Annotated in this window: 2 protein-coding genes and 1 pseudogene; all 3 read left to right on the top strand. The window is 64.9% G+C overall.

Annotation, left to right across the window (positions count from 1 at the left end; all coding sequences use genetic code 11):
- Positions 1-355, top strand: a pseudogene (locus tag EYW47_RS42210) (ABC transporter substrate-binding protein); the annotation flags it as partial.
- A 137-nt stretch (positions 356-492) separates the two neighbouring features.
- Positions 493-1,506: an ABC transporter permease subunit gene (locus tag EYW47_RS33325; protein ID WP_133199075.1), complete on the top strand. Its 1,014-nt coding sequence runs from the start codon at positions 493-495 to the stop codon at positions 1,504-1,506.
- Positions 1,507-1,560: 54 nt separating this feature from the next.
- Positions 1,561-2,352: ABC transporter permease subunit (locus EYW47_RS33320; protein ID WP_240764025.1), on the top strand; the 792-nt coding region annotated here is incomplete at its 3' end.

Genomic DNA, 2,352 nt, shown 5'->3' with positions numbered 1-2,352 from the left:
CATCAAGCGCGCGCACGCGGGCGAGGACGACTCCATGCTGATCGGCTGGACGGGCGACAACGGCGACCCGGACAACTGGCTCGGCACGCTGCTCGGCTGCGATGCCGTGAACGGCAACAACTTCGGCAAGTGGTGCTACAAGCCGTTCGACGAGCTGGTCCAGAAGGGCCGCCAGACCTCGGACCAGGCACAACGTACGAAGTACTACATGCAGGCGCAGCAGATCTTCGCGCAGCAACTGCCGTTCTCGCCGATCGCCCACTCGACCGTCTATCAGCCGGTCAGCAAGAAGGTGATCGACATGCGCATCGAGCCGCTTGGCTACGCGCGCTTCGACGGCGTCGGCATGCAGTAATGTTTGTCGCGTAGTGTTCCACTCACTTTCGCTCAGTCAACACCTACACTGAAAACTGTCGAAATAAGGTCCGGCGACCGGGGTCACGAGCCCCTGTCGCCGGTTGCGTTTCATTCCAGGCTTTGGGGGAACACCACATGTTCCGCTTCGTATTGCGCCGCGTCGGCATGGTGATACCTACGTTCATTGGCATCACGCTGCTCGCGTTCGCGCTCATCCACCTGATTCCGGGCGACCCCATCGAAGTGATGATGGGCGAGCGCGGCGTCGATCCTCAAATGCATGCCGAGGCGATGCACCGCCTGGGGCTCGACGAGCCTCTGCCGATACAGTACGTGCACTACGTCTGGCACGCGATGCACGGCAATCTCGGCACTTCGATCATCACCAACACGAGCGTGATGGGCGAATTCCTCGCGCGCTTTCCCGCCACCGTCGAGCTCTCGTTGTGCGCGCTCATGTTCGCGCTCATCGTGGGTCTGCCCGCCGGCGTGTTCGCGGCCTTGCGGCGCGGCACCGTCGTCGATCACGGCGTGATGGGCACCGCGCTCACCGGCTACTCGATGCCGATCTTCTGGTGGGGGCTCATCCTCATCATGGTGTTCTCGTCCAAGCTCGGCTGGACGCCGGTCTCGGGGCGTATCGCCGTGGAGTACGACATTCCGCACGTGACGGGCTTCATGCTGATCGACTCGCTCTTGCCCGGCACCGACGAAGGCGCGTTCAGGTCGGTGCTCTCGCACCTGATCCTGCCCGCGATCGTGCTCGGCACGATTCCGCTCGCGGTGGTCGCGCGCATGACGCGTTCCTCCATGCTCGAAGTGCTGCGCGAGGACTACATCCGCACCGCGCGCGCCAAGGGCCTCTCGCCGTTGCGCGTGATCGTCGTGCATGCGCTGCGCAATGCGCTCATTCCCGTGGTGACCGTGATCGGCCTGCAGGTCGGCACGCTGCTTGCGGGCGCCGTGCTCACCGAAACGCTGTTCTCGTGGCCCGGCATCGGCAAATGGCTGATCGATGCGATCAGCCGGCGCGACTATCCGGTGGTGCAGGGCGGCATTCTCATGATCGCGACACTCGTGATCGTCGTGAACCTGTTCGTCGATCTGCTGTACGGCGTGCTCAATCCGCGCATTCGACATACGAGGTAATCACGCCATGACGATGCAAACCCCGCAAACCATTCATCGATTCGTGGAGGCATGATGGCTGATATTCAGAACACCGTGCCCGCCGCCGTCACGCCGCCCTCGGGCCGCGCGCTCGTGCTGCGCGAATTCTGGGCGAACTTCTCGCGCAACAAGGGCGCCGTGGGCGCCGGCGTGATCGTGCTGCTGCTCGTCTTCCTGGCGGTTTTCGCACCGCTGATCGCGCCGCACAGCCCCATCGAGCAATACCGCGACTTCGTGAAGATTCCGCCCGCCTGGCTCGACGGCGGCAACTGGAAGTTCATTCTCGGCACCGACGAAGCGGGCCGCGACATCCTCTCGCGCCTGATGTACGGTGCGCGGCTCTCGCTGTGGATCGGCTGCGTGTCGGTCGTGCTCGCGCTGATTCCGGGCGTCGTGCTCGGGCTCGTAGCCGCGTTCTTCGAGAAGTGGGCCGACACGCCCATCATGCGTCTGATGGACGTGCTGCTCGCGCTGCCCTCGCTGCTGCTCGCGGTGGCCGTGGTCGCGATCATCGGCCCGGGCCTCACCAATACGATGTTCGCCATCGCGATCGTCGCGTTGCCCGGCTACGTGCGTCTCACGCGCGGCTCGGCGCTCGGCGAATTGCACAAGGAGTACGTGACCGCCTCGCGCGTGGCCGGCGCCGGCACGCTGCGGCTGATGTTCTCGCAGGTGCTGCCCAACTGCACGGCGCCGCTCATCGTGCAGGCCACGCTCGGCTTTTCGTCGGCGATTCTCGATGCGGCCGCGCTCGGCTTTCTCGGCCTCGGCGTGCAGCCGCCCAAGGCGGAGTGGGGCGCGATGCTGGCCTCGGCGCGCGATTAC

It is taken from the genome of Paraburkholderia silviterrae (genome assembly GCF_004353915.1).
GTDB classification, from domain to species: domain Bacteria; phylum Pseudomonadota; class Gammaproteobacteria; order Burkholderiales; family Burkholderiaceae; genus Paraburkholderia; species Paraburkholderia silviterrae.
This window is presented reverse-complemented; position numbering and strand designations above follow the sequence as displayed.